Below are 3,358 nucleotides of genomic sequence, written 5' to 3'. Positions count from 1 at the left end.
GGATCATGTGGCCTGCAAGGTGGAAACAATGCTTGATGAAAATCCGAAACTTAATATCGAGGAAGCTTTTCAAAAAGTCCATGCTTCATTTGGGATTTTTGGATTCGGTGGATTGGAGGAATCTTATAAAAAGCTGATAGAAACCCGCCTGACGAAATATTTTTGGCAAGAATTGAAATCAAATCTCATAAGCATCAAGATATTTATTCCCTTGCTTTTGACTTTTTGCTACTTCCAAAGTGCGTATGTTTTAGAGAAGTATTTCAGTTTCGGTGAAGGAGGAGAACTATTGATTGGGTTGGTATTCTTGGTTTTTGTGATGGTTTGGTGGTATTATTCCTTTGGCAGAGAATTCCATAAATACAAAAACTATGCATCATGGAGGGGAAACCAAGGGATATTGATGTTCACCTATCTTCCGCTTCAGTTTATGATACAGGGATACAAATACGTTGAGAATTTTAATTTGCTAGACCCGTCAACTTTGGGTTTTTGGCAGGTTTTTGCGGTTCTATTTGTCTTTGCAAGTATGGTAAGCCTGAGTTCCCTTCCTGCTGTTTTCAGCAGATCCCTCGAGGACACGAAGAAACTGGAGGAAGTTTATAAGTTGGTTTGATTTCCTTTTGGCTTCCAATCTCCACAACCTTAAAACTTTTCAATCTTCTAAACCTTCCAACCCTTCCCAATTTTTCAATCTTCCAATTTTCCAATCTTCCAATCCCCTCATTAACTTTTCATTTCCTTTTTGAAGTGCATCAAGAGTAAACCAAATATTCTTCCTACCTTTGCACCCTAATTCAATTTTACAATGCTTAATATTCGGAATATCGCGATTATCGCACACGTTGACCACGGTAAAACCACCCTGGTAGACAAGATCATACACGTTTCCAAAATCTTCCGTGAAAACCAACAGTTTGACGACCTGATCCTGGACAGCAATGACCTAGAAAGGGAAAGGGGAATCACCATCCTTTCCAAAAACGTATCCGTAAGATACAAAGACCACAAGATCAATATCATTGACACTCCGGGTCACGCCGACTTCGGAGGTGAAGTAGAAAGGGTACTGAAAATGGCCGATGGGGTTATCCTTTTGGTCGATGCCTTTGAAGGCCCGATGCCTCAGACAAGATTTGTATTGGGCAAAGCCCTTGCACTTGGATTGACTCCGATCGTGGTTGTCAACAAAGTAGATAAAGAAAACTGCCGTCCTGACGAGGTACATGAGTCTGTTTTTGACCTGATGTTCAACCTGGACGCTACTGAAGAGCAACTGGAATTCCAAACGCTATATGGCTCTGCCAAGCAAAACTGGATGGGTCCTGATTGGAAAAACCCAACTGACTCAATCCTTCCGCTTTTGGATGCCATCATAGAACATATCCCTGCGCCGAAAATCGACGAAGGTACTTTGCAGATGCAGATCACTTCTCTTGATTTTTCCAGTTTCGTAGGCCGAATCGCCATCGGAAGGGTAAAAAGAGGAACCATCAAAGAAGGATCCCAAGTGACTTTGTGCAAAGCAGATGGTGTGACCAAAAAAGTAAAAGTAAAAGAATTGCAGGTTTTTGAAGGTCTGGGCAGGGTCAAAGTATCCGAAGTCCATGCAGGAGATATCTGCGCAGTGACCGGAATCGAGGATTTTGAAATCGGTGATACCATCGCCGACTTGGAAAATCCGGAAGCATTACAAAGGATCGCGATCGACGAACCGACGATGAACATGCTCTTCACGATCAACAACTCACCGTTTTTTGGCAAAGAAGGAAAGTTTGTAACCTCACGCCATTTGAGAGACAGGTTGTTTAAAGAAACTGAGAAAAACCTCGCACTTCGCGTTGAAAATACAGACAGTGAAGATAAATTTCTGGTCTATGGCCGTGGTATCCTCCATTTGTCTATTCTGATCGAAACGATGAGAAGAGAAGGATATGAGCTTCAGGTAGGTCAGCCCCAGGTGATTTTCAAAGAAATCGATGGGGTCAAATGTGAACCGATTGAAACGCTTGTGGTAGATGTTCCTGAATCCACCGCAGGAAAAGTTATCGAAATGGCGACCCAAAGAAAAGGAGAACTCCTGATCATGGAGCCAAAAGGTGACTTACAACATTTGGAATTCTCCATTCCTTCAAGAGGATTGATCGGATTGAGAAACAACATGCTGACTGCCACCCAAGGTGAAGCCATCATGAACCATAGATTTACAGCCTATGAGCCTTTCAAAGGCCCAATCCCTGGACGTATAAACGGTTCATTGATCTCAATGGAAGGCGGACAGTGTACGGCTTATGCGATTGACAAATTACAGGACAGGGGTTCATTCTTTGTAGATCCGGGAGATGAATTGTACGCAGGTCAGGTTATCGGTGAAAACTCCCGTGACAATGACATCGTCGTCAATGTGCAGAAAGGAAAGAAATTGACCAACATGCGTGCTTCAGGTTCTGATGATAACGTAAGGATCGTTCCTGCCAAAAAATTCTCTCTGGAAGAAGCCATGGAATACATCCAAAAGGATGAATACCTTGAGATCACTCCAAAATCCATCCGTATGAGAAAAATCTATCTGGATGAGAATGAGAGAACAAGAATGGCGAAGAAAGATTCTTGAGAAGTTGGAAGTACGAAGCTTCCGTCATTCTGAACGGCTGCTCGCGGAGGTGAAGAATCTCTGAAAATACTACGTGAGCGATGAAAAGTACTTGAAAATAAATGAAAATCCCCTTAGCAAAAGCTTTGGGGATTTTTTTATGGGATTTCAAATTCGTGAAAGGGAACAACTTCTATCCTATTGTCGTCTTTTTCAAAATAATCCTTTTGGTCTAAAGTGACCAAATAACCTTTTTTTAGGCTAAAAAAAGACATTGCTCCCCAAAGCCCTTCTAATTCCCTGTCCATATTTTCAGAGGAAAGTTTATAACAAACCTGAACCACAGCCAACAATCCTCTTCTATCGAAAACCACAAAATCGCATTCCTTTTTTTCAGAAAAGTAATAGATCTCATGGTGTTTCCTTCGCAATGTGAGAAATACAAGGTTTTCAAACCTCCTACCCAAATCTTGGGAAAAAGACCGGGAATTTGCTGTAACCATTCCTGTATCAATGGAATACACTTTCTTAGGATTGATGAGTTGCTTTTTTTGAGAATAGCTGAATTTGGGGATAAAGAAAAACAGCCAACAAGCTTCCAAATAAGAGAAATATTCCAAAACGGTACTTGTTGCTCCGATCTCCAGGGCTTTTTTCAGTTGGTTACCAGATACAGGCTTTCCGACATTTGTAATGAGATACACAGTCAGTTGTTGTAGAGATTTTAAATCCCTTACTCCGTACCGTTGGGCAATATCCCTCACC

General features: G+C 41.6%; 3 protein-coding genes. 2 read left to right on the top strand and 1 reads right to left on the bottom strand.

The annotated features are described in order from the left end of the window. On the top strand, window positions 1–616 hold a 616-nt coding region (locus ACZFYI_RS17815), incomplete at its 5' end, for a hypothetical protein (RefSeq protein ID WP_462525473.1). A 192-nt stretch (window positions 617–808) separates the two neighbouring features. Continuing rightward, window positions 809–2,614 (top strand): translational GTPase TypA, encoded by a 1,806-nt coding sequence (gene typA, locus ACZFYI_RS17810; RefSeq protein ID WP_462525472.1) that lies wholly within the window; start codon window positions 809–811, stop codon window positions 2,612–2,614. A gap of 137 nt (window positions 2,615–2,751) precedes the next feature. On the opposite strand, the gene ACZFYI_RS17805 is transcribed toward typA, so the two are convergent. Next, window positions 2,752–3,358, bottom strand: a 607-nt coding sequence (locus tag ACZFYI_RS17805) for an ATP-binding protein (protein ID WP_462525471.1), incomplete at its 5' end; no start/stop codon positions are given.

The sequence above is a fragment of the Aquiflexum sp. genome, assembly GCF_977115555.1.
Note: the sequence above shows the minus strand (reverse complement) of the source record. Positions and strands in the feature narration are given on the sequence as shown.

Bases quoted from the DNA above. Each gene is read 5' to 3' on its own strand.
- typA (WP_462525472.1), top strand. From the start codon at position 809: ATGCTTAATATTCGGAATATCGCGATTATCGCACACGTTGACCACGGT.